Genomic DNA, 25,446 nt, shown 5'->3' with positions numbered 1-25,446 from the left:
TCACGGCATTTCATGGCCGGCTGATCTCGTAAGCGCATCCTCCAGCGAGACGCAGGCCTGTGACCGGCTCATACGCTCATTGTTTCCGCTTTGGTAAGGGCCCAGGAGATTGCTTCTGCGGCAGCGGATGCATGGAGTCGATGACACGGGCGGGCATCATCGTCACCTGCGCAGTGAGGTCGACAGGAGTAAAAGCAGGATCAATGCAGGACTTCCAGAACTCGATGTGTTTGGCATCAAGCCAGTGCGAAGACTCATAAAGGTCAGTACCGCCCTCGCCCCGCACGCTGTACCAATAGAGATAGTCGATGCCGTCGAGAGTCTCCGAGAAGATCGTTTCCACGTACATTTGCTCTGGCTCGAGGGTCTCCTGCACAGCCTCCATATGCGACCGCAAGAACTCCATCCACTCAGCTACCTCATCCTGTTTCCCAGCCTGAACACGGAATCTAGTTAGCTCAACACGCATGACCCAAACCTTTCACGGCTCCTTAACTTTTCTCGGCCATATTTACCGCTTGATCCTACTGGTCACGGCCCCGGTCCTGCCCGTAAGCGGGTCGGCTTGCGGACAGGTCTATCAAAAATCAACGTGGTGATTAGACTCCTGGTATGCGTGAGCCCCAGCGGCAGGTCAGAACTTGAGCCCGTCATCCTCGTCCCGTTATGGAAATAGGTTCCAAGCTTGGTGTGGAATCCTTGTCGGCGTATGCGTTTTTCTCCCGCCCATCCTGCGCCTAAGTTATGAGGGATGGACGGGGCAAACAAGAGCGGACGCCATTGGGGCCAGACGAAGGCAAAAGACACTAGCGACGGGATCCTGAGCTCGCCTTCACGCTCGCCGATCGTCGCTCCACCATACGTAGAAAAGCGATACCGCTAGGCTCCAGAGGAGTACCGCCACAATGATGGTGGACAGCGACGGCCCAAGACTGCATTCACCCGCCACAGCAACAAAATCAGTACAGGTGCCCGGCCGCGAGAATATTGCCACAACGCCTGCAACCACCGCCGCAATGGCAGCAAGTAGTAAGACGAAACGACGATTCCCCCGCTTGATCAGGATTTCCTCGCGACGAGGCCTGCAGCTGACGTTGTTTTCCGCACACTACATTGGGTCCTTGCAGATTTCCGCAATACTCGAAACTAATCGCTTCTGGACGATCACTGAGGGATCGGCCTGCGGGCGGGCTGAAGGGACGAACGCAACTCTAATCCGGCTACGTTCGATTCTGGTTCCGCAAACTCCATATACCCATGTAGAGCAGCCACGGCATCATGACAAAGAGGGGAAGCCATGTGGCGACTCTGTCTGTGTTGGCAAAAACGTTGAAGACGGCGATCAACAACATCAGGCTCGTGACGATAACCGCGAGGCGAGCAAAAGGAACAGGTCAAGGACGTATGGATCTCATGAGTGTGATGCTAATGCCATTCGCGCAAGCGTCCGTAAGCCGGTCCATCACCGGGCGCTCGGAATGCCTGCGGTGGGCAGTCTTTGGCCGTGGATGCGACCATTTGTAAGGTAGGAAATAGTTGGTATGTCGCAGAACGATTGGTGAACTTACTGTGCGGATGTCAGTCACCCTTTACCACGTTGCCACATCGCCGACGTCGCAGAACGGACCAGACGCTGCCAACAGCAACAGCTATAAGAACGGTGATGGTCATAATCCACCATTGTTGAGTAACACCTGCGAATATTGCGCCGAAAATCATTCCCCCTATTAGAGCGCGGTAGAACCAGCCTTTGGGCATTCCGAGGTATCCCGGTTCCGCTTCAGTTTCCATCTGGCCAGCCTAGGCAACTCAGATAGGGAGTCAACCACGGCCATGCCTAGGCGATCCCTCATCAGGACGCTGCCGACCCATGATGAGCACGTTGACGAGTTGCCAAATTCACTATCGAGCCCACGCACCAGAGCGCGGCGCAGCCGACTGACCGTGTGTGCCGATGCCGCGGTGCCGACATCTTGAAACGACCCCATCCCGCCATGGTCCAAGGTGAGAGCATTTTCGCGTTGCCTCAAGCAAAATGCCTCGGTCTGCGATATCGATGAATTGCTCGTCGAGCCAGTCGGCAACTTCTATTCGTTGCTTGTCCTGCTCTGTCCGGGCCGCAGCACGTAGCTCCTCTGCTGCGGCGATTATCTCGTCTCGGATGGCTTCCAAGCTGTACTGCTGTCTACGGCCCATTCATAAATCCTATGTGGTTGTCATTCACTTACCACAGCAACGGATCCCAAGCCGAACGGAAAAACTCTGGTCCGCCGTGTGTACTCGCTCGGCCGGGATTTGGATGACCAACATGGTTCCAATGAACTCATTGACCGCACCAACGCATAGAAGGATTATGCCGAGCCGCCGGGGTGCCATCACGCCAGCATATTCGACGGCACAATCGAGTGCCCGTAAGCCGACAGGCTCACGGGCACTTGAGGTCGCCTTGTGAGTGTGGGTGGTTTCTCAAAAAAGACCAGCGGCTGAACCTAGCCGTCGCTAAGGAGAATCCCAAGATAGTCTGCGGAACGTACGTGTCCTCTCACGTCGAGGTTCCAGGCGGGCCGTATAAACCTTTCCGAGCTAAGGCGCAGGTACTGAACCTCTGTTACTTCCGTAGGTTTCCACGATTCCCTGAAAATCCCATTGGGCTCGTAACCCAAAGATTTTGACACACCTAGAGAAGCCGAGTTCCAGACTGCTGCCTCGGAGACAGCGGTGTTCGCCTTTAACCAATCAAATGCGTAGAGGATGACTGCTGTTCGCATCTCCTTGCCGAGGCCTTGGCCCTGAGCATCTTGGCGGAGCCAGGAGCCCGTTGACACCGTCTTGAGTGTGCCAAACCCTTCGGCACTCAAGTCCTGACACCCGACAAAGTCGTTGCCTCTCCAGACTCCGAAGTGGAGTGCCCACTTCTCCGGTGTCGATTCTGCACGTGCCCGCCAAATCCGTCGTGCAGTGTTTGCGGAAAGATCTTCAGGGCGTGCCTCCGTCCACGGATGGGAAAAAGGCATCTGCCCTGGGGGATGTATGCCAGCCTCCGCGGCTTCCACGGCAGCGGGCAAGTCCGCATCTTGGATCGGTCGCAGAACCAAACGTGGAGTGGAGAGAACTAATCCGAAGGGTGGCCACAAGGTGGCTAGGCTGGTCACCCCTAATCCTAACCAGACGTTGTGACGTTGATCCGGCTCGAAATCCGTAACCTCCTATGTGCACGGCCCGTTGAGGGATCGGCTACCGCCATACGACATTCGTCCTTGCTTCGGTGAGAGCATGGCGGAATGGCTACTCTCGCTGTTCGCCCTCTGCCGGCAGGAGCGGTGGATCTGCATGACGCGCGACGCCGACGTCACTGGTCCGTGAAGCTCGAACCGTTCTCCATCGGAGTTGTTCCCATTACTGAGGCCACATACGCCCAGATGATGGGCGATGATAAACCAAGCTCCATGTCGCCCGTGGTGGATCTGAGCTGGCTGGATGCAGTCAGGTTCTGCAACACGGCATCAATCTACGATGGACTCGTGCCCGTCTACACAATGGATGAGGGCAATGTGACTTGGCAGACTGAAGCTTCCGGGTACCGGCTGCCGACGGAAGCCGAATGGGAGTATGCCTGCCGGGCCGGTACGACGGGGCCGCATTACGGGTCCCTCGAGCGGATCGCATGGACTGCCGACGATCAAGTGGATGAACCTCAAGCTGTCGGATTGAAGCAGCCCAACACTTTCGGCCTGTATGACACGCTGGGGAACGCTTGGGAATGGTGCTGGGATCTGCTCGACCCAGCACGATATGGAGACTACCGAGTCTTCCGTGGAGGTGGTTTTGCTGACAAACGTTGGAGTGTTCGGGCGTCCACGCGGCGGGGAGGAGCACCCGGGATGAAGCATCCCGACGTCGGCCTCCGAGTAGCCAAAGGCCTTTTTCATACGGGGCAATCTGCACAGGGCTGGTCAGCTCAAGCAGACATCAAGCGAGGGACCGTTTGGGGGCCTTTACCGTCAGGCTGGACACCTTTAGGTGAGTAGTACGCGGCCTCCCCCCTGCTAACCCCGCGTGGTGACCTTGAAAAGGATTCTCAGCGAACACCTTGTGTGCGTCTGACATAGATGCGTTCAAGGTTTACTAGATGTCAGGTTTCTGCGCATATGCGGAGAGGACGAGGACCATCACGGTCGTAACCACCATCGCGAGGAGCGGTACCCAGAACGCGATCCGGCGCTGGGCGAGCATCACGAGCGTGGCTGCTGCCGCCGCGAGTGGGATGAGGAAGACCAGAACGATGCCAGTCGTTGCCGCCCAGTGCGGTACTGAACGGGTTCCGTCCATCCAGTCGGACGCGCCGAGGGCGATAATCAAGTACTGCACGACGGCGACGAACGGCTGCGCGACCAAGAAGACGATTGAAAAGACGCGGTCGATGATTGAGGGCTGTCTGGCACTTCGTTCATCGACCTGTGTTTCTGTATCCACTATTCGTCCTAACGCATGCTCGAAGTATTTCCGCTGCCGTCGACGTAGTCTATGGGACTGCCTAACGACCAATCAGCTGCACCAGCCGCGTGCTCATGACCCGACTCAACCGGCCGCACCCGGGACTGCCCGGCCTTGCGAACACGTCCGGCAAAAGAGAAGGGTCAAATAACCGTCGGCTTCCCCGAAATCCGTTCCCCGTTCTGCCGCCGGCCGACATCGGCTGTCCCAGTCAACGACGGGCTTACGGACGTATCCAATGTCAGTTCTCTAGATATGATCTGGGGATGGTGAGCTTCCTGCATCAACCCGAGTGGCACGACACCCCTATCCTTCCGGTATCGATTACCAGGGTCACCGCGCAGAAGTGGCTTGATGCATACGTGGCAGCCTGGAAGTCCTATGACGAACGACAGATTGCGGACCTTTGGTCAGAGACTGCTGAGTGGCACTACCCCTTCCAGATGCGGGCATCAGGACGCGAAGAGATCGTTGCTGAATGGATGAGTGAGCGCGACGCCTTCGTAGGTGAGTCCTTTGATGCCAAGTACTATCCGGTCGCCATTGAGGGTGACCGAGTTGTCGCTCATGGCCGAACAGTCTTCTACCAACCGGGCAGTGATCGCGTGGTCACGGCATACGACAACATGTGGTTTTTACGGTTTGATGACTCGGGACGGTGTTCCGAGTTCCATGAGTGGTACGCCGGCCGCCCTGAGGATGAACCAGATCGGGCAGTTCCTGAGCGCTAGCTCAGCGAGCATAGACAAACTAACCGTTGGACGCTCCGCAGGAGGATCCCTTTCGCAAAGGACAAAGCCACCGCCAGGCCGAAGGGATCTGAAGGGTAGTAGTTTCGCGCCTTGAATATGCTTGCGTAGTACATGCGATGCTTGCAAATACCCCGTCCACTGTAGCAAGGAGTACGCTCGTGAGCCCCTATGAGGTAAGCCCCCAAGACGCCGCTATCACGATCGCGGAAACCGACCGGCTGGCCGCAAAAATGCACAAAGATGTGTATGCAATGCGTGTCGCGATGGTGAGCCTGGCCGCCGCTACTGCCTTCGGGCTGCTCATCATTGGGTTGGTCCCGTCGATCGGTGCTGTCGTCGCTGGAACCACCGCGATAGTCGCCGCAACCATTCCGGTATCACTCGTCGGCGCAACCGCACGAGCACGCGACCGGGCGTTCTCTCGCCGCTACCTTTTTACTATTGGCTTCTGGGCTCTGTTCTTCGCCGGGACGATCATCACAGGCATGTACCTCTACCCGCAAGTACCGGGCTTCTGGATTCCCGCGGCAATCCTGTGTGCAACCCCGCCTGTCGCCTTCATCGTCACAGGAAACCGAGCGGCCCACTAATGGCACACCCACGATCCGAGCTCGATAAAGAACTACTCTCTCCTCTCCGGCTTTCCATCCTCGACGCTCTCTCCCGAGTGGGCGAAGCTGAGTTCGCCGCCATTCGCGACGCAATTGAAACGAACGACGCTGAGCTTTCACGACAGCTCACCAGACTCTCTGATGTTGGCTACGTTCGTATCGATAAGCAGCGATCGGGCCGTTACATGAAGACGTGGCTATCCCTCACAAAAGAAGGACACGCAGCCCTCACCGCACACATCGCGGCACTCAAGCGGATCACAGACAACTAAGATTTCAATCCTGTTCAACGTTGCCCGGCTAGGGTTCCTCTTACGGCCACTCAGGGAGTCAAGCGGTAGGTGGCAAACTGGGTGACGTGATAAACACCATCCGCGATTTAGGGCCTGCCAATGTCGGCGCGCTGCAGAATTTACTCGAATCGGTCCCGGACTATGCCGAGCGGATTGCCGGCTATCCGCCGGGGCCGGCGGACGCCCCCAGCGCCTTGATCTCCGTACCACTCAACTTTCCGCGGGCAAGCGTGGAACCGGCTTGTGGAATGGTGCCGACCTCGTCGCCTTTGCCGACATCCTTTTCGGTTACCCTGATCCCGCCGCGGCCTATATCGGACTTTTCATCGTGCACGGCGACCACCCTGGGAAGGGCTTGGGACGAGAGCTCCACGACGCGGTTCTTGCGCGCGTTCACCGGCAATCGTCCGCCGAACGCCTGCGGCTCGGGATCGTCGAGAAGAACGCGGCTGCAGCGGAACCATTCTGGCGAGCACTCGGATGCCTGCCGACCGGCGAACGGAAAACCGTACCACTACGACAAACTCAGCAGTACCGTCACCCTCTGGGAACGGCCCATCGCACGGGCTCACTGAAGAGCACCGAGTCCCGCCCTGTGGAGGATCCCCTGGTGGAACGCCAGCATGCCTGCGCGCCAGGTGAACGGTGGGTTGCTGTGGACTTCTACCCCCTTAGGCAGAAATACGCCATCCCGAGTACGCCTCGGTAGCCCTGTTCATATGTAGCGCGCTGTTCCACATACTGCCGACGGACCTGCCCTGCGGCGGGATGGCTGGCATCATGTGCTTCTAGCCAGCGGGTAAACCTGTCGCGATATCCGGCCTCGAAGACGTCCCACTCCTGAACGCTTGCCTGGTCGCCGTCCACCACCTCGAAACCAGCGGCACGGATCTGCTCGCGTAGCGCATCCGCTGTCAGGTACTCGTCATCACGTCCAGCCAGAGGGGCGGTAGCAGCCGGATGAGGTGTTGCTGACCAGATCGCCTCGCCGTAGACGAGTCGGCCGCCGGGGAGCACCAGGGCTCGAAGGGCGCGCAGGGCTGCGGCATAGTCGAGCGGCTGGGCGTCCTCTAATACCGGCGGCCCCCAGATCTGGCTCGCGCCGATGCAGATGACGGCATCTGCGGGGCGAGCCTGAGCTTCTGCCCCGGGCGTCGAATCAAAAGTCGCTCTGTTGAGCAGCCCACGAGCCAATGCCTGTTGCTTCGCCCGGTCGATGGATGCGGAAGCACTGTCCACTCCGCGTCCCCGTGCCTGCGGGGCCGCCGTCAAAACCCGAAGTAGCAGTTCGCCCCATCCGCACCCCATGTCCAGAACCTCAGCCGGGTCGGACAAGAACGCCACAAGGTGAGCGGCACGTTCCTCGGAAAGCGGGGTGAGCCAGGTCAAGGACTCATATAGGGGCGGCAGTTCAAGCAAAGTGTCGTCGGTCACTCAGGGATGTTCTCACGATTCATGGAAGCGGCTGCTTGGGATATCCGCTCGTCCGGCAACGGACCTCTGAACGGCATGACACCGAGGCGATGGGGGTAACTTGGACGGCTCGAGAGTCAATTAGCCATTGGGCGGCGATGCGGCGGCTCTACTTACGGGCATCCTCGGGACCCTTCGAATCCATCATCTGGTCCAGGACCAGGGAGCTCATGGCCGCGATGACCGCCATCACACGCCGCGGCCGAGCCACCCCGCGCCGGAGCAACCATGTTTCAAGCCGCTCATCCAGCACCAGGCTCACTGCCAAGACCCCGCTCACGGTGATGCCCACCGTCGCCGCCAGCACGGCCAATCCGATTGCCGGCAGCCTTGCCGGGCGGGCGTCTGCGCGCACATAGGAAGGGAGGGGTGCGGTGCCCGCAGTGCCGTCGGTGGAGCGGGAAGCGGCCGGAGTGACAAGATCGATTCTTCCGGCGGAAGCCTGCTCCCTCCCTTTCTGACTGCCCTTCCACACGGCTGCCGCGGCGATGATGCCAATGGCGGCGCCGGGCGCAAGAACGTAGACGCGGCGCGCCCCCGGGGACCAACCGGCCGGGCTTTTGAGGGTGAGCACACCGGATACAGCGGCAAGCGTGAGCGACAGCGGAAGATTCTTCATGGCCAACACGGTACATGGCGCACGGCCAGGACGAAGTGATCCCACATCCGTACGCGGATCCCGTGGGAAACTCGAGATCAGCACTAGGTTGGAGTAGCGTCCGTATCTCGCGGGCCCAAACAAAGGGGGACTGTAGTGCTGGTATGGACAGCAGCTGAAGGTGCAAATCCGATCGTGCCCACTCAGTGGGAGTTCACAGTTGTAGGGATTGGCGTGCTTGCACTGCTCCTCTTTGTAGCGGCTGTCATCGGTATTGCGTGCTCTCACCATCTCACCGGCCTCGCACAGGCGCTTTGGGTACTCGTGGTGTTTGTCTTCCCCGTGATCGGTTCGCTTCTTTGGTTCCTCATCGGTCGCCGGGCTAACACCTCCTCAAGCCGCGACGCCGGTCGCAACCCGGCGAAAAGCGCCAGGTAAGGCCTTGCTGCCCCCGCCTTGCTAAGGGATCGTCCACAGCGTTACAGCCCAACGTCCTTCCGCGAGGTTAGGGCGAGCTGTTCGACGAGGTCGTCAGGGATGGGTTTGTTCACGGGAAATTTGATGCCGGTTTTGGTGGCTTTCAGCCCGGCGGCGGCGATGTCTTCGGCATGAGCGGTGATGGCGCCTGGGGCGAGATAAAGGCCGCATTGCTTACTGAAGGCGGCGTAACTGGCGACAATCGATCGTCCAATTCGGAACCCCGGCATGTTGTACTCAATGACCTCTTCCGCGTCCGGCAGGGTACGCGCGAGCTGAGCACGCAACGTGGTCAGCAGTGGGCGGAACTGTTCCGGAGCCGCAGCGATGTACGTGTCATGGTCGGAGATGGTCATCCGCCATTCTTCAACCATGAGACCTCGTCTCGCAACAGTAGCGATGCTAGACCAACTCATCGGCCTTGACCGTATCCCGCCCGTAAACATGGCGCCAGATCACGTGATCAAGGCGTCTCCGCTGGGCCGGATAGAGCTCTGCAACCTGCTGGATCAGGTCGGCCGTTTCCACGGGCGTCAGCTTCTGAGCGTCGAGGCCCGCAGGCTCCGCTACGAAGCGGATAACCATCCTCTTCGCTACGACGCTGCTGGCCCATCATGAGCACGTTGATTAGTCGCAAGATCCGCTATCGAGTCCACGCACCAGGGCGCTACACAGCAGGCTGACCGCGTCTGCCGATGCCCGAGTGCCGACATCTTGGAGCGATCGCGTCCCGCTTTGGTACACGCACGTTCAAGCGCCGCGACTGCGCGACAGTGCCGCCGGATCTAGTGGCATATAGTCCAGGTGAGGACCGTGTCGCCTATTATCTGTGGAGCAATTTGTGAAGCTGTTTATCTCATATGCTTGGACGTCCAACGCCCATCGGGAGTGGGTGAATCTTCTCGCTGTGCATCTCAAGGCCGTGGGCTACGAAGTCCTTATCGACGCGGACGTTAACTACTCGGATAGCCTCAACGGCTTCATGCGACTTGCCACAGACTCAGACCGCGTCCTTCTGGTGGTTGACGAGAACTACGTGGAGCGTGCCGATAATAGTCCTACGTCTGGGGTAGGAGTCGAGACACGCTGGCTGTCGTCTGTCTTCGCCACGAAGCCGCAGGGATGGCTTGGCATTCTCTTCAAGGGGAATCCGAAGACGACGCTTCCCAAATGGCTCGCCGAGGAGAAACCCCGCGGTTTCGATTTCAACGCCGATCCCGCTCAGGGTTGGTTCCCCGGCAGCGCGCAAGTGGAGGAGCTCTGGCGGTGGATTGAGGGACTTCCTGGCCGCCGCGATAGCGAGACCACCGTCGCCATGCTCCGGGCTCGCGCGCGCCGACTTGAAAAGATCGATACGCTGCGCAATCCGGGCAACTGGCATAGTCCTGCACCGACCGGGGAGATCCTCTTCGACTACGAATGGGCACCCGGGGAAACCTACGTGCTCGGTCATGGAGAGTACTGCTTCGGGTTCATGGCGTCTGAGCGGAGTGGGGACGTTGTCGCCGTCTATTCGGACCCGGTGAAAGCAGTCGGGATAAGCCGTGGTGGACGACCCTTCAGTGGCGCCGCCGAGGACCACTTGATCCCTGGCCGGGTAGTCGACGCTAGACCGGGAGACGCCGTGCTTCTTCTGAATGAGCACGGCGCATTGTGTTGGATTGACCTTCTCGATGTGACCCCAACCGAGGACGGCGATCAGTACCGGCGTCCTTCGGTCAAGTTCCGGTACGAGATTCTGCTCGCGAGCTGATCAGACGGGCTGATGCTTAGCCGAACACTGGATTAGCTGGAGACGGCGACGCATGCACCTACCTCCTCACACAGAGCAGGGGTACTTCCTCGAGTAGCCGCCAATCCGTGAGCGGGACATCTATCATTCCAGTCCTCGCTGAGTGGCGCTGTAGAGGATGGGCTTATGGGCGCGTCCGCCAGTCGCTCATCTGGCGACCGAGTTCCGACACGACGACACGTGGGTCTGAGAGCGGGATGTCGTGCGCAGCCCCCTTCACTGTGAGCAGGGTGCTCCCGGGCAAAGCTGACGAGGTAAGACCGGCAGAGTCGTGCATCAGTTTCCTCTCCCGTGCGCCGACGAGGACGCTGGCGGAGCCCGGGTAGTCGCTCCATGTTGCGGGAAGTGTGAATCGAATGTTCTCGCCGACGCTGGCCAGGAGGGTTTCGCGAGAGGTCGTCGCGCTGTCGTGCAGGTATTCAGCCCAAAGGTCCTTCGGGATACCGAGTTGGCGGGCTTGAGCTTCGGCGAACCACCGCTGACGAGAGAGTGGTGCAGCCAGTGCCAGCAGACCGAGCGTGGGACCGGGAAGCGGGGCGCGTTTGGTTTCTGCGCTGATTACCGTTGCGCTCCGTACGAGGTGGGGCACCTCCGACGCGAGCAAGATCGTCAGTTGTGCTCCTAGCGAGAACCCGACGATGTGCGCTCCCTGCGGAGCGTAACCTTCTATGACTGCGCGCAGTTCCTCGACGGTGGCCTTGTGCGAAACGTACGGATAGGAAGCACTGCGGCCAAATCCGGGGAGGTCGGGAACGATCGCTTTCACTGCAGAGTTCAACAGCGCACGCGTGGGTGACCACATCCACCCGCTGACACCGGCTCCGTGGAGCATCAGCACCGGTTCGTCGCCATCGCCCACGTCTATGTACATCAGGCCATCATCCCAGAGCCTTTCGACCGCCTCGCTGCCCAATGGCGCTAAGGACGGGGTGTCCGGTCTCGAATCCTTACCACGAACGCCTAGTGGCCCGCGAGCAGAACGTCTATCGGAGCACCGACCGTCCCGGAGGAATGATCAGACGGATCTCCTACAGAAGCTGAGCAGCCTCTTCATCCGTAAGCTCAATCTCCTGGCCGTTATCACCTACCCATACGTAGTCTCGTCGGCCAAGTGCGGGTGCGCGTTTGATGATCGAGTAGGTCGAACCATTGATTAGCTTCACTCTCATGATGCAAGGCTACGTACTGGAGCATGTATCCGCCTTCGTCGCACGGCTGATATCAGGCCAGAACTGCATCTGAACTATGTGTGGCCGGCGCTGAGATCCTGTCATGGGGGGGATACGGTGAAGCCTCTGGTCACCTCTGCGGGTGGCAGTAGCGAATAGTGTCATCCCTTTGAGGGATCGGCGCGGGGATCGGATCCACCGGAACAGGTACGTAGCAGCGACATAAGCCATGAGAACGATGAAGCCAATGAATGGCGGCCAGAACGGGCCAACCAGGGTTATCAGGCCAAGTGTCGCTCCAGAGACAGAGGCTAGTGCTCCTGCTGCACTCTTATGGCCGTGATCGGAGAGTCAGAAAAGGAGGAACCCGAGCCCCAGGCTGATGGTTACAAAGAGAACAAGCTGCACTGCCAGAAATGCGTACCAAAGTAGTGCCCTACTGCGGGAGCACAGACGATCACACTTTTGGCCAAAGGTGCGTGGACCGGTTTGCGGAGGTGGGATTCTCTGCAAAGCGAAGCAGTGTATGACGAGACGTCGCGGAGTCCAAATGGAAGGAACTTTAGAACATGCACAAGGTTGAGACCCTGAGATTTCGGGGGCCTCTCAAGGCCTGGATCATTGGCGCGGGGGTCGTCATCGGAAGTGCGGTCTTCGTCATGGGTCTCTCAGAGGGGGAGGTTCTGGTGACATCTATAACCGGAATGTTAGTCATCGGACTGAGCTGTGCCATCGTCGTTCTTCCCAAACTCGAGACTTCAACTGACAAACAGCAGCTGGTCTTGAATCTGCATCCCTTGAAGCGCTACGTTTTCAATCTTTCTGAGCTGGAAAGCATTCAGCCGATTACCATCAACGCGGCATCCTACGGTGGCGTAGGTCTTCGATTCGTACCTGGAACAATCGGTCTGATCATGAAATCCGGTAAAGGGATCTGAACTCGGACAGGCTCGCCTTGTCTGCAGATCTCGAGAGCCAATTGGAACTTGCTGCTCGCGTATTCGACCAAGTTCCCTCCAGTTCCTGGGAACGCGCAGGACTCCGCGGGGACGGCAAAGAATTCACAGTGCAGTCCTTTTCATCCTTTGTCCTCCACGAGGTCGAGCACCATCTTCAGGATGCGTCGGAAGGTCTGCGCAAAGTCGTTTAGTGTGCTGCTAGATCTACCGAGGACCAGGTCACCTGCAGCTAACCCAAGCATTTGGAACGCGTGTTATGCGCCCACAGAAGGATGGTTGATTGTGATTCTACTGTCTCTGCACTCGAAATGGCTTCGAGCCCTCTCGAGCACTGGATTACTTCCTCTTCCTCGTAGGGTCTGATGCGGACGACCAAAGAATAGAAGGCACTAGTGCGCCAGCGTAAAGCAGTACCTGAACCAACCCAACCAGATCACGCGTGGAAGGTCCTGTCTACGACGAATGAATGGATCCGGCACGCCGATGCAAAAACCGGAGTTACGCTGGCTTTTGTGGGCGTGACCGGGACTCTGCTCTTCAACGTGGCACGGTCCAACGACGTATGGTCTATCGGGCTCAACCTTGCAGCCTTCGCTTGCCTGGCAGCCTTGGTAGCAGCAGTTGGATTCGCGGCAGGCGCATTGTTTCCGCGCACGAAGACGAGAGAGCAAGGCAAGAAGTTTCGTGGGCCGAGGAACTCCGATTCGAGGCAACGCGGCACACAGGTCATTTCCCTAAGCATCTGACCAGGAGTGAACGTCCCAAGCTCGGCGCGAGATTCGATAGTCGCGATTGCCTTTGTAGCGACATCGGACGGCCATCCTCCCACGACAAGCAGCTGCTCCAGCTCGTCGAAGATATTCGCTGCCGGCCCTGCGGACTGGCTTGGGCTTTCGCACAGGTCCTGTTGCGGCAATGCCTAGCCGGCGGAGCCGGCTGAAACGGACGGGAAGTCCCCGGTGTTCGTCTCAGTTCCCGGTTCGGGACAGCGCGCAACTAGCCCTTCGAGGAGTCCGCTGCGGGCCAGCTCGAGGTGCAGCTCGGTCTGGCGGAGCGCGGCATGCAGGAAGAACCCGTGCAGGCGGGGCCAGCCCGCTCCGTGCAGCCGACACGAGTAGTCCCACACGGACGCGTCCCCGAGTTCCGGCAGCAGATCCGCAATCCGCTGCGTGCGCCGCAGATGGTGCGAGCAAATTTCGGCGGCGCGCGCGTCAAGTCCGCGGAAGCGGAACTCGTGCCCCGGCAGCACCTCATATCCGCCGAACCGCTGCAGGGACTGCAGCGACGCCAGGTAATCAGGCAGCGGCTTGTCTCCGGGGCGGGAACCGAGCCCAAACCCGGAGTGGATCTGCGGCAGTATATGGTCGCCGGTGTAGAGGAGCTTGCGCTCATTGTCGGCGAAGCACAGGTGGCCTCCCGTGTGACCGGGTGTCGCGAGAGCGGTTAAGCTGTGGGAGCCCAGATCCAGCATGTCGCCGTCGTCCAGCAGCAGGTCCGGCTCAATGTCGGAAAACGCCGGCGGCCGCGCAAATGCAGCAGTGAGCTCGCCCCGGCGTGCAGCGGGTACTCCCCATGCCTCCAGGACCCGGCTGTACGACGCCGGACTTCGCAGCTCGGGGCTGAGCTGATGTGTCAGGACAGCCCGCTCCTCGCGGGAGAGCACCACCCTCGCACCCGTCATGGCTCTGAGCGTGGCTGCGATGCCGAGGTGGTCGGGGTGGTGATGGGTGGCGACGACGGTGGAGAGGTGTTCAAGGGTAAGCCCGATCAGCCCCAGGGAACGGTGAAGGGCATCAAGGTTCCCGGGTGAGTCCCAGCCCGGGTCCAGGATGGAGAAGGACGCCGAGTCGCCGCTGAGCAGGACGTAGCTGAGAGTGTAGGTGACACCGCCTTCGGGGATGGGTGCGGCTATGGCCCACACGTTGTCCGCGACGAGTTCAGGCCGGGGCAGCCGCGAGGACTGCAGCGCCGTCTGCTGCCCGGCGCTCGTCGGGCGGACAGTGCGCACTCCATTGCTGCTCATGGCGAGAGTCTAGCAAGCACTTGGTCCGGCATCCCGACAACCTTCAGCCGCGCTCGCCGCGGAAATCCACAGGCTTCCGGGCCAGAAATCCTTCGCGGGCCCGGGCATACTCCTGCCTGCCCAGCAGGTCCGACTGAATTTCCAGCTCCCGTTCCAGGGCTGCGGCCAATGCCGGGGCCTCGGCGGCACGCAGCAGCCGTTTGGTTTCCGTCACCGCAGCGCGCGGTGCGGAACACAGCCGGCTGGCCACCTCGCCAACGCGGGCCTCCAACTCCGCAGCCGGCACCACCTCGCCCACCAGCCCCCATTCCGCGGCGAGGGCTGCCGGAATGCGTTCCCCGCCGAACGCCATGCGGGCCGCCCGCGTCCTGCCGGCGCCGGTGACGACGGCGTGGGTCGCACCGCCGTCGGGCACCAGGCCCAGGGGCAGGAACGGCAGCAGGAAAAAGGCCGAGTCAGCGGCGAGCACCAGATCGCAGGCGAAGGCGATGGAGGCCCCGACGCCGGCAGCCGGCCCGTTCACCGCCGCGATGACCGGCGCCGGCATGGCGGCGATCAGTGACACCACTTCCCCGGCTGCTGCGACAGTCGCCCCGTTGACGTCGGTGCCGAGATCCGCGCCGGTGCAGAAGGCACGTCCCGCCCCGGTGATGACGACGGCGTCAGCGTCCCGGGCCGATTCGAGGGCTTCGGCGAGTTCCGCCAGGGCGGCGGTGGACACGGCGTTGAGCGTGTCAGGGCGGTTGAAGCGCAGCCATGCCACTCCGTTGGTGGACTCAATGCTGATGGAAGTTTCGGTCAGCGTCATCTGCGCTCCTGCGGTTTTGTTGTCGGTTGTCGGCTGGCGGCTGCCCGTTCCGGGCAAGGAGGTGCTCACCAGTCCTGCCAAGGAATGATGGTGCTCAGGGGCGAGGAGAAAAGCACCTCGCCGACGTCCCGCGGGGCGTCCGGAGCCGTTTCAAGCCTGCGCTCCGCTTTTCGAACGGACTCAGCTGTTGTGCCGGGGTCCTCGTCGAGATAGAGCATCCTGATCCGCAGGCCGCCCGGCGGTTCGGCGAATGTGGCGGTGAACGGAAGTGTGCCGTGCTGCTGCGGATGGCTGAAGGAGAAGGTCCAGGCCCCGGCCACCCCGTCAACGTTGAGCAGTTCCGGGATCAGCCGGGTGTCCTCCCAGGTAAAAGAACTGTGGGTGTCGAGTCCGTGCGGCTCGGCGTAGCGGGTCAGGGTGAGGTGCAGGCCGCGGTTGGGGCGGTAGGGCAGCACGTCCGGATCCACCAGCACCCGAGGTGCCGCATACCCCTTGACGGGGCGGAAGAAGCCGAGAAGCGGACGCCGAACGCCGGGGATGATGGGGCCGCGGCCCCATTGAAAGGAAGCCTCTCCGAGGTTGTTCCAGGCCGTGACGCTCTCCTCGGCGGGTGACCGGAACCAGTACATCGCGACATAGTCGGTGCCGGCCAGGGCGTCAGCGCCCTTCGGGGAGTTGGCGCCGGTCGTTGATCCAGTGCGGCCTGCTGCACTCCCCCGCGACAGCGCTGCCTCCGGGTCAGCTACGCGGGCCCATCTGTCTCCCCAGGCCACACCGGGAAGCGCGAGGTTTTCCGGCCGGTGGTCGAGCTGGTGCCAGCGGTTGTAGGCCCCGTGCGAAGAGGCATCGGTGAGTTCCACAAATGAAAAGAAGGCCAGGTCGGCGAGCATGGATTTCCTCTGTCTAGCGCTTGTTTGGTCAGGCTAGCAGACTGCAGACCCGGACGCTCGGAAGTCCCAACGGGATAAGGGCGTGATCTAAAGAGCGGAGGTTCCTGCCACTAAAGCCGGACCCTGCAGATCGTCGAGCTGACCAGTGCTGTGGGTTTCAGGAGCCTGAAGGCTTCATGACGGAGTTCCCGAGATGTCATCGCACCGTTGCGGAGTTTGGTAGACGGTGGTCTCATCGAAACCTTGCGCGTCGAACAGACATAGACTGCACGCACGTTCGGTGGGCGTCTTGGACGCCGCTAGATCCATACTGCCGCTCGATCCATACCAAGGAGACATGATGCAGACACGAACATTGGGCACGCAGGGCCTGACCACTTCCGCCATCGGCTACGGCTCGATGGGAATCTCGCTTGCCTACGGTCCCGGTGATGAGCAGGAAGGCATTGCTGCAATCCGGAAAGCGCATGAGTTGGGCGTGACGTTCTTTGACACAGCCGAGCTGTACGGCTGGGGTGCGAACGAGGAAATTGTTGGCCGGGCCGTGAAGAGCTTCCGCGACGAGGTCGTCATCGCCACGAAGTTCGGCTTCACGCGCGACGGCGGTTTCGATAGCCGCCCGGAACACATCCGCGACGTCGTCGAGAACAGTTTGCGCCGTCTCGGAGTTGACCACATCGATGTGCTCTACCAGCACAGGGTGGACCCCAGCGTTCCCATCGAGGACGTCGCCGGAACCGTAAAGGAGCTTATCGATGCCGGCAAGGTGAAGTACTTCGGTCTCAGCGAAGCCGGCCCGGAGACCATGCGCCGCGCGCATGCCGTTCACCCCGTCTCGGCCCTTCAGACCGAGTACTCCCTCTTCGAACGCGACGTGGAGGTGCTGCTCCCCGTCCTGAACGAGCTCGGCATCGGCTTCGTGCCCTACTCGCCTCTCGGGCGCGGGTTCCTCACCGACACCGCGAAGCCCGCCGCCGAGTATGACGAGACCGACATGCGGAGCTGGGACGCCCGCTGGCAGCCCGGCAACTTCGAGAAGAACGTCGACGCCACCCGTAGGCTGACTGATCTCGCTGCAGCCAAGGACGCCACCGTGGCGCAGCTCGCCCTCGCCTGGCTGCTCGCGCAGGGAGAACATATCGTCCCGATCCCCGGCACCCGCAGCGCCAAGCGCGTCGAGGAAAACGTTGGCGCCGTCGACCTCAGCCTCACCGAAGCCGATCTAGCCCGCATCAGCGAGATCCTGCCGACCGGCGGCTTCGGAGCTCGCTATCCCGAGGGCATGAGCCCGACCTGGCAATAGTTGTGACGGTGGTCGGTCTTCTGCCATAGTGGCCGAGCGATTAGAGTGACGCCGTCGTGAGCGTCTTCCGCGACACCGAATCGGTGTAACCATGACCAAGAATCCAATCGGTGTGGCACCGGCAGCGAGCCTTACTCTTCTTCCGGACCATTTGAGCATTTACCGTTTCGATCCCCTTACCGCGTTGGATGACATTGGCCAGCTGTCTGGTCTGTGGTCGATCACCCGCACCCGCAAAGAGCTTTCCGTGGTCGCGGAAGAAAGTGCCTGTCTTACGGCGGACGATGTTGATTCAGGGTGGCGCTGCCTTTACGTTGACGGGCCGATTCCGTTCAACTTGGCCGGGATTGTTGCCGGCCTCACAACGGCGGTCGCCCAGCAGGGCTTACCAGTCTTCGTTTTATCGACTTTCGACAGTGACCTCCTACTCCTGCGCGGTGAATTTCTGGATCAGTCTCTGCAAGCCCTGCGAGACAAGGGTTATCTGATCCGACACCCGGAAGCGCAGGTCGACGTCGACCCCTCACGCGGAAAGCCGACAACCTGAATATGTGTGCGGCGTCGTCGTTTGGGGAGAGCACACTGCCGCCTGCTCGGGCTCTGGCCTAGCCTTGAAACGAACCGGCAGGGAGGCTGCGGGCCGGGTGGCCACCTCCGTTACTTCTTGAAGGCGTCCGGCAGGTCCCCCAAACATCGCAGCTTCTCGGAGCGTCACCATCAAAGGGAGCATCAATATGTGCACAGGCATCAGGTTCTCGGACGGCAGCGGCAACCTCTATTTCGCCCGCAACCTCGACTGGACATCCGATTTCGGGGAGAAGGTGGTGGTGACGCCCACCGGGTACGCCACCAAATCGCCCTTCGGCGCGGCGCCGAAGATCCAACATGCCGTCATTGGCATGGGCATTGTGGAGGAAGACACGCCGCTCTACTTCGACTGCGGCAATGACGCCGGCCTGGCGGTCGGCGGCCTTAACTTTCCGGGGTACGCGGAGTACGCGTCGGCACCGGTTGAAGGCGCGACGAATGTTGCCGCGTTTGAGTTTCCGCTCTGGGTGGCCTCCCAGTTCTCCAGTGTTGACGAGGTAGAGGCAGCCCTGGACAAGGTTGTCATTGTGGATCGGCCGATCAACGAGAAGTACCCGAGCTCGCTGCTGCACTGGTTGATCGGCGACTCGACGCGCGCCATCGTTGTGGAGTACACGCACGACGGCATGCACGTCTTCCACGACGACGTCGACGTCCTGGCAAACCAGCCCGGCTTCGGCTGGCACCACGAGAACCTGCGCAACTACCTCAATGCCTCGCCCGATTTCCCGGAGGAGGTCGTGCTCAACCAGGCGCACCTGGCCCCGTTCGGCTCGGGGTCGCTGATGCGGGGGATCCCCGGCGACTACTACTCGCCGTCGCGGTTTGTGCGCGCGGCCTACGTCCACGCGAACTACCCGCCCAAGACGAGCGAAGAGGAGAACGTCAGCCGCGCGTTCCATACCCTGCAGTCGGTCTCGATGGTGGACGGAAGCGCGGCCATGGGCTCGGGCGAGTTTGAAATAACCACCTACACCGGGCTTTTCTCGTCCCGGACCACGACCTACTACTGGAACACCTATGAAGATCCGGCAATCCGCAGCGTAGCGATGGCCGACCATGCGGCGGATGGAACGGACCTCGTGGTCGTCTAGCTCTCCGCTCCGGCACGAGAAGATCCCTGTGCGTCGAGGGCGCGGAAGCGCCGCCTCACCTCGCAGGTATCAGTGCCAGCGGTACAAGTCGCAGCCTCGAGAGAGTTTCGCTTCCTTGATCACCTCCATCTTGGGCTCCGGTTAGCGAACGAGGCGAGCAGCCTCCGCGTCGGTGGGCCCGGGGACACCCCTTGACCGCCCTGCACCATTTCATTCAGTGGGACGCGGCCGCTTCCGGCAGCGGCCACCGCGTAGCGTGCACGCCATGGAAAATGACCGGGAATACGGGCCGTCAAACACAGCAGACACCCTGATGGCCGCCACCCGCCGGTTGATGCTCGCCGCAACGACGACAACAGTGTCAGAGCAGCAGATGCTGAAGGCAGCAGAGCGGCTGGACGGGATCAGCTCACGGCTGGAGGCCAGCCGCGCACCCCGGATGCGACGCATTCCTTTCACGCCGGACCGGCAAAGCGAGGTCCGCTCGGGAGCCGGATGGCGCATGTTTCCGTACAACGCCCTGGGCATCCCCCAATTGATTGAGATCAGCAACGGTGAGGCGCGGTCACGCCTCCGGCTGAGCGCTGTCCACGAAGGGCCTCCGGACATGCTGCACGGCGGCTTCGGGGCGGCGCTTCTTGACGCGGTGCTCGGTGTCCTGGTGATGGCTGAAGTTACCCCGGCGTTCACCGCCGAGCTCACCCTGACGTTCCACCATCCCACCCCGATCGGCGAAGTCGTTGAGGTGTCCGGAAAGATCGTCGAGCTGAAGGCACGCACAGTCGTCGCCGAGGGAGCCATCAGCCACAACGGGCGCGCCACGCTCAGTGCACGGGGGATCTTCGTTCCGGCGAGCAGGCCGTGAGCGCCAGCACTCACTCAGGGCGGCCGGCGGGCCCGGCTGTCATAACCGCTCGCTGCCAGCGGTGCTGTCGTGAAGCGCTGCAGTTATGGCATCGGCGGCACGCCGGACCAGCGGCCCGACGCTCTGCAGCGGAATGCTCCCCCGGCGCGCAACCGAGACCGCACCAACCGGCCCCTCCGGACCAAGGATGGCAGCACCCACGGAGCTGACGCCACTGGCACCGCCGCTGCCGTCGCGGTAAGCGACGCCTCCGCGCCGTCGAACAATCCCCAGATCCCGGTGCAGAACATCACGCCCGCCGGAACGATTGGCCCCGGCGTGATCAATGACGGCGTCAACCTCCTGGGGCGCCAGCCAGGACAGCATCGCCATTCCGGAGGTGGATTCCGGGGCGAAGATCCTGGTGCCGATCCGTGTTGGCACGCTGGATTCGGCTCCGGCGCCGATCCTGTCCACATAGTCCACGAAGCCCCCGTGCATGATCCCGAGGTGGGCAACACAGCCGGTCTTGCCGGCCAGCTCGCTCAGCACCGGAGACGCGGCGGCCCGCAGTCCGTCAAAATCCGCCAAAACGCCGCGGTACGCCAAGCGCGGGCCCAGCACATAGCCCTCCGCCTCGTGCCCCACCCAGCCCAGGTCTGCCAGCTGGCGGAGTAGCCGGAACGTCGTCGAGCGCGGAAGCCCGGTAATTCCTGCGACGTCCTCGAGCATGAGGTGGCCTGGCGCCTCGCCCAGGCAGTCCATGATCAGGGTGACGCGCTCGAGTACGCCGCTGCGTGGTCCCGCGTCCTCTTGCTGTCCGTCAAACATGACTACAGCCTGCCCGGCGTTCCGACCGGCGCCTTGCCGATTCCACCCAGTGGGACGACGGCGGGAGCACGGTGGAAGATCACCTAGCGTAAGGCGAAACGTTGTGACAACAAGGAGAAGATGCGGTGCGAACGTACGCTGAAGTAGTTCGAGGGCGCGTGCATGATGAGCATGAGGGTCTTCGCTTCGAGGGGCGGAGCTGGAGTTGGGCCGAGGTCGTCGCCGAGGCTGCAGCTAGGGCGGCCATCCTGGACACGATCGAGCCTGGAGCCGGACGCAGCCAGGTCCATGTGGGGATCCTGCTGCAGAACACTCCCGATTTCGTCTTTTGGCTGCTGGCTGCAGGGCTGAGCGGCGACGTCGTCGTCGGCATTAATCCCACCCGCCGCGGGGCCGAGCTCACGCACGACATGGCCCATGCTGACTGCGATCTGCTGATCAGCGAGCCGCTCTACCTGGCCGCAGACGACCGCCCCGAACTTCCGGTGCCCGCCGACCGCATCTTCGATGTGGAGTCTGCTGCCTATGCCGAGCTGATCTCCGCCCACGCCGGCTCGCCGCTGCCGGCGGAGATTCCGGACCCGGCAGCGATCTACCTGCTGCTGTTCAGCTCCGGTTCCACCGGCGCCCCCAAAGCCGTGATCTGCACCCAGGGCCGCCTCGGTGCCCTGACCCCGAACTTGAAGGATCGCATCTCGCTGCACCGCGATTCGGTCAGCTTCCTTCATCTGCCGTTGTTCCACGGCCACTCCATCATGATGAACCTGGCGACTGCCGCCGAGGTGGGCGCAACAGTGGTCATGGTGCGGAAATTCTCGGCCACCCGATTCTCCAGCGACCTCCGGGAGCACAAGGTCACCTTCGTCAACTACGTCGGTCGCGTGCTGAGTTACGTGCTGGCCCAACCGGAGGATCCGGCCGACGCCGACAACTCCCTGGAAGCGGTTTTCGGTTCCGAGGCTTCCCCCGCCGAGGCCGCGGCCTTCCGCGAGCGTTTCGGCTGCGAGGTTCGCGAGGGTTTCGGCTCCAGCGAGGGCATCGTGCGCATCGTGCCCGTGCCGGGCACCCCCGCCGGGTCGCTGGGGCTTCCCGCTCCGGGCATGATTGTGGAAGTCCGCTCCGACGACAACGTCGAGCTCCCCCGGGCCCGGTTTGATGAAAGCGGCCGGCTGCTTAACGCCGAAGAGGCCACCGGCGAGATCGTCGTGGTCGGCGCCGGGCCCCGGTTCGAGGGCTATTACAAGAACCCGGAAGCGATGGCGGACCGGCTGCGGTTCGGCGGCGAAGACTTCTGGACCGGCGACCTGGCCTACCGCGATGAGGACGGCTACTTCTACTTCGGGGGGCGAACCGCCGACTGGCTGCGGGTGGACGGAGAGAATTTCGGCACCGCACCCATCGAACGCATCATCTCGCGCCACCCGTCAGTCTCCGGCGCGCACGCCTACGCCGTGCCCGATCCGCGCACCGGCGACCAGCTCATGGTCACCCTGGTGCTGCACCCGGGTGCCCAGTTTGATCCTCTCGACTTCGCGGCCTTCCTGGACGCGCAGCCGGACCTGGGCACCAAGTGGCGTCCGACGTTCGTGCGGATCGTCGACAAGGCACCCACCACGGCGAACGTGAAGATCGACAAGGCGCCGCTGCGCAAGACCGCGTGGGAGGCCGACGACGTGTGGTGGGCTGCCAGCCGCACCAGCCCGTTTGTCCCGCTGGACCAGGAGCTGCGCGAAACGATTCGCGCCGAATTCATCGCCGCCGGCCGCATCAATTCCCTGCCGGCAGCATCGCAGGCTCTCGTCGGGGCAGGTGCCTGATGCCGACTCTGGAAGAGAGCCAGCGCGGCGCAGCAGCACACGCCCTCAGCGCCGAAGACCTCCAGCGGTTCGTCGGCACGGTCGCCGAACCACCCCGGGTGGCCAGGTACGCAGTCTCGGAAGCAATGATCCGCAACTGGGCCGAGGCCCTCGACGATCGGAATCCGGTCTACGTTGACGACGCCGCGGCACAGGAAACCGGCCGCAGCGGGGTGATCGCTCCCCCGGCCATGGTCTCCACCTGGATCATGTCGGGATACCGCCGATGGCGTGAAGTGCAGCTCGCCCGCAGGGACGGCGTGGTCGAAGAGACCCCGTACTCCGAGTTGTTGTTTCTGCTCGACAAGGCGGGGTACACCTCGGTGGTCGCCACCGAGCTGGAGCAGCATTACGAGCGCGAACTGACCGTGGGAATGCACGTGACCTGCCACTACACCATTGACTCCATTGTCGGCCCAAAGAAGACAGGGCTCGGCGAGGGATACTTCATCACTCTCGGAAAGCGCTACGAAGACGCCGAACAGGCAACCATCACAACCGAACAGTTCACGCTGCTGCGGTTCCGGCCCAAGGAGACAGCATGACAGCCCCGGGAACAGCAGTTCCGCCGCTCGTGCGGACGCACGACAACGTGTTCTGGTTTGACGCCGCGGCCGAAGGGCGCCTAGTCGTGCAACGCTGCACCGACTGCAGCACGCTGCGCCATCCGCCGGCACCCACCTGCCCGCAGTGCCGCTCGTTCGAGTGGGACTCGGTGGAATCGAACCGGCAGGGCACCCTGCACAGCTGGACCGTTGTGCACCATCCCCAGGATCCGGCCTTCACCTACCCGCTGCTGGTCGGTCTCGTGGATCTGGACACTGGAACCCGATTGGTGGCCGATTTCGAGCCGACCGACCATGACGACCTCGCCATCGGCTGCGCCGTCGAGGTGTACTTTGCCGAGCACGCCCACGGCGAGAAACTGCCGCGGCTCCGGCTGCGGCGCGAAACAACGAACGCTACACAGCAGCAAGGAGCGTCATGAGCAAGCTTAAACTCGGAGATCAACTTCCCGAGCTCGACATCCCGATCGACCGCAGCTTCATCGTGGCCGGCGCCATTGCCTCGCAGGACTTCGAGGACGTGCACCACGATCCGGATGCCGCCCGGCGCGGCGGCTCCCCGGACATCTTCATCAGCATCAATTCGAGCAACGGCGTGCTGGGCCGTTATGTCACGGATTGGGCCGGGCCCGCCGCGCGGCTGCGTTCGGTCAAGCTGCGCCTCGGGGTTCCCCTCTATCCGGGTGACGTGCTGCACCTGACCGGAGAAATCGTGGGGCACGATGCAACGCAGGCCACGGTGAAGGTCGTCGGCTCGCATGCCCGCGGCGCGCACCTCACGGCCACGGTGAGCGTGAGCCTGCCGGCGGAGGCTGCAGCATGAGCGGCTTTTCGGGCCGGGCGGCCATTGCGGGCATCGGCGCCACCGAGTTTTCCAAGGACTCCGGGCGCAGTGAATGGCGGCTCGCTTGCGAAGCAGTGCTGGCCGCACTGGCCGATGCCCAAATCGGAGTGGAGGAAGTCGACGGGTTCTCCCTGTTCTCCATGGAAAACAATCCGGAGATTGCCGTTGCCAGGGCGCTCGGCATCCCGGAGCTGAAGTTCTTCAGCCGCATTCCGCATGGCGGCGGCGGAGCCTGCGCTCCGGTGCAGCAGGCAGCGATGGCGGTGGCCAGCGGTGTCGCTGACGTCGTCGTCGTCTACCGGGCCTTCAACGAGCGTTCCGGCCACCGTTTCGGCTCCGGTCCGCCGCAGTTTGCCTACGCCCAAACCACCGACCAGGAGTACCGGAACTGGATCAATCCGTACGGGCTGCTGACGCCCGCGGCCCAGGAAGCTTTCCTGGCCCGGCGCTACATGCATGAGTTCGGCGCCACCAGTGCCGACTTCGGGCAGATTTCCGTCCTCTCGCGCAAGCACGCGGCCAACAACCCAAATGCGTGGTTCCACAACCGCCCCATTACGATCGAGGACCATCAGGCCTCCCGGTTCATCGCCGACCCCCTGCGCCTGCTGGACTGCTGCCAGGAGACCGACGGCGGACAGGCGCTGGTGATCGTGAGCGCCGAACGCGCCCGCGACCTGCCGCATCCGCCGGCGATCATCACTGCCGCGGCACAGGGTGTGGGACCGCAGCAGATTTCCATGTCCAGCTACTACCGGGACAATATCGACGAGATGCCGGAAGTGGAGCTCGTGGCACGGCAACTGTGGCAGCAGGCAGGACACGGGCCCGAGGGCATCGACGCCGCCATCCTGTATGACGCCTTCACCCCCATGGTCCTGCTCCAGCTCGAGGAGTACGGGTTCTGCAAACGCGGTGAAGCCAAGGACATGATCGCCGACGGCGCACTGGAACTTACCGGCAGCCTGCCGATCAACACCCACGGCGGGCAGCTCGGTGAAGGTTACATGCACGGCGTCAACGGCATCGCCGAAGGCGTCCGCCTCATCCGCGGCACCTCGACCAACCAGCCGGCCAAGACCCTCGCCAACGTGCTGGTCACCGGCGGCTCGCCGGTGCCGCACAGCGCACTCGTACTCGCCAGCGACCGCTGAGCCCAATGACTACTGAGCCCCAGGAGC

29 protein-coding genes and 1 pseudogene are annotated in these 25,446 nt (G+C 62.1%); 18 read left to right on the top strand and 12 right to left on the bottom strand.

The window, feature by feature from the left end; all coding sequences use genetic code 11:
- Positions 1-76: 76 nt before the first annotated feature.
- Together QNO08_RS08665 and QNO08_RS08660 are read right to left on the bottom strand one after the other, a co-directional pair.
- The gene (locus tag QNO08_RS08665) at positions 77-469 is read right to left on the bottom strand and encodes a DUF6176 family protein (protein ID WP_229965951.1); all 393 of its coding nucleotides are present in this window, start codon (positions 467-469) and stop codon (positions 77-79) included.
- A 2,020-nt stretch (positions 470-2,489) separates the two neighbouring features.
- Positions 2,490-3,152, bottom strand: a complete 663-nt coding sequence (locus QNO08_RS08660) for a GNAT family N-acetyltransferase (protein ID WP_229965952.1) — start codon at positions 3,150-3,152, stop codon at positions 2,490-2,492.
- A 207-nt stretch (positions 3,153-3,359) separates the two neighbouring features.
- Here QNO08_RS08660 and QNO08_RS08655 point away from each other — a divergent pair, with 207 nt between their 5' ends.
- Positions 3,360-4,028 (top strand): formylglycine-generating enzyme family protein, encoded by a 669-nt coding sequence (locus QNO08_RS08655; protein ID WP_502866859.1) that lies wholly within the window; start codon positions 3,360-3,362, stop codon positions 4,026-4,028.
- A gap of 97 nt (positions 4,029-4,125) precedes the next feature.
- On the opposite strand, the gene QNO08_RS08650 is transcribed toward QNO08_RS08655, so the two are convergent.
- Positions 4,126-4,473, bottom strand: a complete 348-nt coding sequence (locus QNO08_RS08650; protein WP_229965954.1) for a hypothetical protein — start codon at positions 4,471-4,473, stop codon at positions 4,126-4,128.
- A 287-nt stretch (positions 4,474-4,760) separates the two neighbouring features.
- Between QNO08_RS08650 and QNO08_RS08645 the strand changes: the two genes are divergently transcribed.
- The 4 genes from QNO08_RS08645 (at position 4,761) to QNO08_RS17515 (ending at position 6,859) form a co-directional block, all read left to right on the top strand.
- The gene (locus QNO08_RS08645) at positions 4,761-5,225 is read left to right on the top strand and encodes a nuclear transport factor 2 family protein (protein ID WP_229965955.1); all 465 of its coding nucleotides are present in this window, start codon (positions 4,761-4,763) and stop codon (positions 5,223-5,225) included.
- 179 nt (positions 5,226-5,404) lie between these two features.
- On the top strand, positions 5,405-5,836 hold the full coding sequence (locus QNO08_RS08640) for a hypothetical protein (RefSeq protein WP_229965956.1): 432 nt from the start codon (positions 5,405-5,407) through the stop codon (positions 5,834-5,836).
- Positions 5,836-6,129, top strand: a complete 294-nt coding sequence (locus QNO08_RS08635; RefSeq protein WP_231712725.1) for a transcriptional regulator — start codon at positions 5,836-5,838, stop codon at positions 6,127-6,129. The genes QNO08_RS08640 and QNO08_RS08635 overlap by 1 nt, the downstream gene beginning before the upstream one ends.
- A gap of 262 nt (positions 6,130-6,391) precedes the next feature.
- Positions 6,392-6,859, top strand: a complete 468-nt coding sequence (locus tag QNO08_RS17515; RefSeq protein ID WP_442860495.1) for a GNAT family N-acetyltransferase — start codon at positions 6,392-6,394, stop codon at positions 6,857-6,859.
- On the opposite strand, the gene QNO08_RS08625 is transcribed toward QNO08_RS17515, so the two are convergent.
- A complete protein-coding gene (locus tag QNO08_RS08625; RefSeq protein WP_229965959.1) occupies positions 6,814-7,584 on the bottom strand; it encodes an SAM-dependent methyltransferase in 771 nt (256 codons plus the stop codon). The genes QNO08_RS17515 and QNO08_RS08625 overlap by 46 nt on opposite strands.
- 148 nt (positions 7,585-7,732) lie before the next feature.
- Positions 7,733-8,242 (bottom strand): hypothetical protein, encoded by a 510-nt coding sequence (locus tag QNO08_RS08620; RefSeq protein ID WP_229965960.1) that lies wholly within the window; start codon positions 8,240-8,242, stop codon positions 7,733-7,735.
- A 135-nt stretch (positions 8,243-8,377) separates the two neighbouring features.
- Here QNO08_RS08620 and QNO08_RS08615 point away from each other — a divergent pair, with 135 nt between their 5' ends.
- Positions 8,378-8,659 carry a PLD nuclease N-terminal domain-containing protein gene (locus tag QNO08_RS08615; RefSeq protein ID WP_229965961.1) on the top strand — a complete coding sequence of 94 codons (282 nt, stop codon included), beginning with the start codon at positions 8,378-8,380 and terminating at the stop codon, positions 8,657-8,659.
- 41 nt (positions 8,660-8,700) lie between these two features.
- Here QNO08_RS08615 and QNO08_RS08610 read toward each other — a convergent pair whose 3' ends face one another.
- Together QNO08_RS08610 and QNO08_RS08605 are read right to left on the bottom strand one after the other, a co-directional pair.
- Complete coding sequence (locus tag QNO08_RS08610) at positions 8,701-9,054, bottom strand: iron chaperone (RefSeq protein WP_229965962.1); 354 nt, start codon at positions 9,052-9,054, stop codon at positions 8,701-8,703.
- Between the two features lie 46 nt (positions 9,055-9,100).
- Positions 9,101-9,286 (bottom strand): annotated as a pseudogene (locus tag QNO08_RS08605) (DUF8548 family protein); the annotation flags it as partial.
- Positions 9,287-9,539: 253 nt separating this feature from the next.
- Here QNO08_RS08605 and QNO08_RS08600 point away from each other — a divergent pair.
- Positions 9,540-10,451 carry a toll/interleukin-1 receptor domain-containing protein gene (locus QNO08_RS08600; RefSeq protein ID WP_229965963.1) on the top strand — a complete coding sequence of 304 codons (912 nt, stop codon included), beginning with the start codon at positions 9,540-9,542 and terminating at the stop codon, positions 10,449-10,451.
- A 163-nt stretch (positions 10,452-10,614) separates the two neighbouring features.
- Here QNO08_RS08600 and QNO08_RS08595 read toward each other — a convergent pair whose 3' ends face one another.
- Positions 10,615-11,361 carry an alpha/beta fold hydrolase gene (locus tag QNO08_RS08595; RefSeq protein ID WP_229965964.1) on the bottom strand — a complete coding sequence of 249 codons (747 nt, stop codon included), beginning with the start codon at positions 11,359-11,361 and terminating at the stop codon, positions 10,615-10,617.
- Between the two features lie 867 nt (positions 11,362-12,228).
- On the opposite strand from QNO08_RS08595, the gene QNO08_RS08590 reads away from it, so the two are divergent.
- Together QNO08_RS08590 and QNO08_RS17510 are read left to right on the top strand one after the other, a co-directional pair.
- A complete protein-coding gene (locus QNO08_RS08590) occupies positions 12,229-12,597 on the top strand; it encodes a hypothetical protein (RefSeq protein ID WP_229965965.1) in 369 nt (122 codons plus the stop codon).
- A gap of 413 nt (positions 12,598-13,010) precedes the next feature.
- Entirely contained in the window at positions 13,011-13,364 is a 354-nt protein-coding gene (locus QNO08_RS17510; protein ID WP_502858885.1) for a Pycsar system effector family protein, read from the top strand.
- 173 nt (positions 13,365-13,537) lie between these two features.
- Here the strand turns inward: QNO08_RS17510 and QNO08_RS08585 are convergent, their stop codons facing one another.
- From QNO08_RS08585 to QNO08_RS08575, 3 genes are read right to left on the bottom strand one after another with little or no spacing between them, the layout of a single operon-like run.
- On the bottom strand, positions 13,538-14,641 hold the full coding sequence (locus tag QNO08_RS08585) for an MBL fold metallo-hydrolase (protein WP_229965966.1): 1,104 nt from the start codon (positions 14,639-14,641) through the stop codon (positions 13,538-13,540).
- A gap of 43 nt (positions 14,642-14,684) precedes the next feature.
- Positions 14,685-15,518, bottom strand: a complete 834-nt coding sequence (locus QNO08_RS08580; protein ID WP_229965967.1) for an enoyl-CoA hydratase-related protein — start codon at positions 15,516-15,518, stop codon at positions 14,685-14,687.
- On the bottom strand, positions 15,515-16,339 hold the full coding sequence (locus QNO08_RS08575) for a hypothetical protein (RefSeq protein WP_229965968.1): 825 nt from the start codon (positions 16,337-16,339) through the stop codon (positions 15,515-15,517). The genes QNO08_RS08580 and QNO08_RS08575 overlap by 4 nt, the downstream gene beginning before the upstream one ends.
- Positions 16,340-16,679: 340 nt before the next feature.
- Between QNO08_RS08575 and QNO08_RS08570 the strand changes: the two genes are divergently transcribed.
- From QNO08_RS08570 to QNO08_RS08555, 4 genes are all read left to right on the top strand, one after another.
- Positions 16,680-17,642 (top strand): aldo/keto reductase, encoded by a 963-nt coding sequence (locus QNO08_RS08570; protein WP_229966095.1) that lies wholly within the window; start codon positions 16,680-16,682, stop codon positions 17,640-17,642.
- Positions 17,643-17,733: 91 nt separating this feature from the next.
- Complete coding sequence (locus QNO08_RS08565; protein ID WP_229965969.1) at positions 17,734-18,189, top strand: ACT domain-containing protein; 456 nt, start codon at positions 17,734-17,736, stop codon at positions 18,187-18,189.
- Positions 18,190-18,376: 187 nt separating this feature from the next.
- Positions 18,377-19,324: a choloylglycine hydrolase gene (bsh, locus tag QNO08_RS08560; protein WP_229965970.1), complete on the top strand. Its 948-nt coding sequence runs from the start codon at positions 18,377-18,379 to the stop codon at positions 19,322-19,324.
- 265 nt (positions 19,325-19,589) lie between these two features.
- On the top strand, positions 19,590-20,189 hold the full coding sequence (locus QNO08_RS08555) for a PaaI family thioesterase (protein WP_229965971.1): 600 nt from the start codon (positions 19,590-19,592) through the stop codon (positions 20,187-20,189).
- A 39-nt stretch (positions 20,190-20,228) separates the two neighbouring features.
- Here QNO08_RS08555 and QNO08_RS08550 read toward each other — a convergent pair whose 3' ends face one another.
- A complete protein-coding gene (locus QNO08_RS08550; protein WP_229965972.1) occupies positions 20,229-20,999 on the bottom strand; it encodes an IclR family transcriptional regulator in 771 nt (256 codons plus the stop codon).
- Positions 21,000-21,157: 158 nt separating this feature from the next.
- Here QNO08_RS08550 and QNO08_RS08545 point away from each other — a divergent pair, with 158 nt between their 5' ends.
- From QNO08_RS08545 to QNO08_RS08525, 5 genes are read left to right on the top strand one after another with little or no spacing between them, the layout of a single operon-like run.
- Entirely contained in the window at positions 21,158-22,816 is a 1,659-nt protein-coding gene (locus tag QNO08_RS08545) for an AMP-binding protein (protein WP_229965973.1), read from the top strand.
- Positions 22,816-23,400 carry an FAS1-like dehydratase domain-containing protein gene (locus QNO08_RS08540; RefSeq protein ID WP_229965974.1) on the top strand — a complete coding sequence of 195 codons (585 nt, stop codon included), beginning with the start codon at positions 22,816-22,818 and terminating at the stop codon, positions 23,398-23,400. The genes QNO08_RS08545 and QNO08_RS08540 overlap by 1 nt, the downstream gene beginning before the upstream one ends.
- On the top strand, positions 23,397-23,843 hold the full coding sequence (locus QNO08_RS08535) for a Zn-ribbon domain-containing OB-fold protein (RefSeq protein ID WP_229965975.1): 447 nt from the start codon (positions 23,397-23,399) through the stop codon (positions 23,841-23,843). Before QNO08_RS08540 ends, QNO08_RS08535 begins: the two co-directional genes overlap by 4 nt.
- A complete protein-coding gene (locus QNO08_RS08530; protein ID WP_229965976.1) occupies positions 23,840-24,244 on the top strand; it encodes a MaoC/PaaZ C-terminal domain-containing protein in 405 nt (134 codons plus the stop codon). The genes QNO08_RS08535 and QNO08_RS08530 overlap by 4 nt, the downstream gene beginning before the upstream one ends.
- Positions 24,241-25,419 (top strand): lipid-transfer protein, encoded by a 1,179-nt coding sequence (locus QNO08_RS08525; RefSeq protein ID WP_229965977.1) that lies wholly within the window; start codon positions 24,241-24,243, stop codon positions 25,417-25,419. Before QNO08_RS08530 ends, QNO08_RS08525 begins: the two co-directional genes overlap by 4 nt.
- Positions 25,420-25,446 lie beyond the last annotated feature (27 nt).

Source organism: Arthrobacter sp. zg-Y820 (genome assembly GCF_030142155.1).
Classification (GTDB): Bacteria; Actinomycetota; Actinomycetes; order Actinomycetales; family Micrococcaceae; genus Arthrobacter_B.
The sequence above is the reverse complement of the archived record's forward strand: the minus strand, read 5'-3'. Positions and strand labels throughout refer to the sequence as shown.

Coding starts and splice junctions, on each gene's coding strand:
- QNO08_RS08665 (WP_229965951.1), bottom strand. CDS start 469: ATGCGTGTTGAGCTAACTAGATTCCGTGTTCAGGCTGGGAAACAGGAT.
- QNO08_RS08645 (WP_229965955.1), top strand. CDS start 4,761: ATGGTGAGCTTCCTGCATCAACCCGAGTGGCACGACACCCCTATCCTT.
- QNO08_RS08635 (WP_231712725.1), top strand. CDS start 5,836: ATGGCACACCCACGATCCGAGCTCGATAAAGAACTACTCTCTCCTCTC.
- QNO08_RS08620 (WP_229965960.1), bottom strand. CDS start 8,242: ATGAAGAATCTTCCGCTGTCGCTCACGCTTGCCGCTGTATCCGGTGTG.
- QNO08_RS08610 (WP_229965962.1), bottom strand. CDS start 9,054: ATGACCATCTCCGACCATGACACGTACATCGCTGCGGCTCCGGAACAG.
- QNO08_RS08595 (WP_229965964.1), bottom strand. CDS start 11,361: ATGTACATAGACGTGGGCGATGGCGACGAACCGGTGCTGATGCTCCAC.
- QNO08_RS08590 (WP_229965965.1), top strand. CDS start 12,229: ATGCACAAGGTTGAGACCCTGAGATTTCGGGGGCCTCTCAAGGCCTGG.
- QNO08_RS08585 (WP_229965966.1), bottom strand. CDS start 14,641: ATGAGCAGCAATGGAGTGCGCACTGTCCGCCCGACGAGCGCCGGGCAG.
- QNO08_RS08575 (WP_229965968.1), bottom strand. CDS start 16,339: ATGCTCGCCGACCTGGCCTTCTTTTCATTTGTGGAACTCACCGATGCC.
- QNO08_RS08570 (WP_229966095.1), top strand. CDS start 16,680: ATGCAGACACGAACATTGGGCACGCAGGGCCTGACCACTTCCGCCATC.
- QNO08_RS08565 (WP_229965969.1), top strand. CDS start 17,734: ATGACCAAGAATCCAATCGGTGTGGCACCGGCAGCGAGCCTTACTCTT.
- bsh (WP_229965970.1), top strand. CDS start 18,377: ATGTGCACAGGCATCAGGTTCTCGGACGGCAGCGGCAACCTCTATTTC.
- QNO08_RS08555 (WP_229965971.1), top strand. CDS start 19,590: ATGGAAAATGACCGGGAATACGGGCCGTCAAACACAGCAGACACCCTG.
- QNO08_RS08550 (WP_229965972.1), bottom strand. CDS start 20,999: ATGTTTGACGGACAGCAAGAGGACGCGGGACCACGCAGCGGCGTACTC.
- QNO08_RS08540 (WP_229965974.1), top strand. CDS start 22,816: ATGCCGACTCTGGAAGAGAGCCAGCGCGGCGCAGCAGCACACGCCCTC.
- QNO08_RS08535 (WP_229965975.1), top strand. CDS start 23,397: ATGACAGCCCCGGGAACAGCAGTTCCGCCGCTCGTGCGGACGCACGAC.
- QNO08_RS08530 (WP_229965976.1), top strand. CDS start 23,840: ATGAGCAAGCTTAAACTCGGAGATCAACTTCCCGAGCTCGACATCCCG.
- QNO08_RS08525 (WP_229965977.1), top strand. CDS start 24,241: ATGAGCGGCTTTTCGGGCCGGGCGGCCATTGCGGGCATCGGCGCCACC.